At 38.8% G+C, this 538-nt stretch carries 1 protein-coding gene and 1 pseudogene; both read right to left on the minus strand.

Going from position 1 to position 538, the window contains the following annotated elements:
- Window positions 1-438, minus strand: a 438-nt coding sequence (locus BN338_RS09425) for a lambda exonuclease family protein (RefSeq protein ID WP_039761545.1), incomplete at its 3' end; no start/stop codon positions are given.
- A 1-nt stretch (window position 439) separates the two neighbouring features.
- Window positions 440-538, minus strand: a pseudogene (locus BN338_RS13340) (recombinase); the annotation flags it as partial.

The raw sequence follows: 538 nt of genomic DNA on the forward strand, positions 1-538 counted from the left end.
GGTACAAGCCATCTGAAATTGCATTTGTGCAAGATATTCCGGTTTGATCTGATTATCCATAAAGAAGCGCATATGATTTATGGATCTTGGGCATTTGACTTCGATTAACCCATCATCACCAATCAAACCGTCTGGGCTTGCTCCCGCCATTTGAATTGTAGGGTGTTGAATAAAACCGCATTGAGTGACTTTTGTATCATAAATGAAAGCATATTCTTTTAGTGCATATTCTTCATTTTCAATACCCCATCTCATATCTTCGGTTTCATAATAGGGGCTTGTTTCCCCTATTAAGCGCTCTGTAATGAGTTTAATTTTATAGTCTTCATATTTGCTTGTAGGGGTTCCCTTTGCTGTTTTACTAATGACGTTGTAAACATTTGAAGCGGTGACTTTACCTAGCCTTGCTTGAAACCATTGTGCCGTTCTTTGTTCCATTTCACACCGCCGTTTGTTGATCTTGTTGAGTTGGTACATATTCAATATCTTGGATATGAATATATTCGGCATCTTGTATAGGGGCGTCTGTTTGCTCTGG

The sequence above is a fragment of the Bartonella queenslandensis AUST/NH15 genome (assembly GCF_000312585.1).
Taxonomy (GTDB): Bacteria; Pseudomonadota; Alphaproteobacteria; order Rhizobiales; family Rhizobiaceae; genus Bartonella; species Bartonella queenslandensis_A.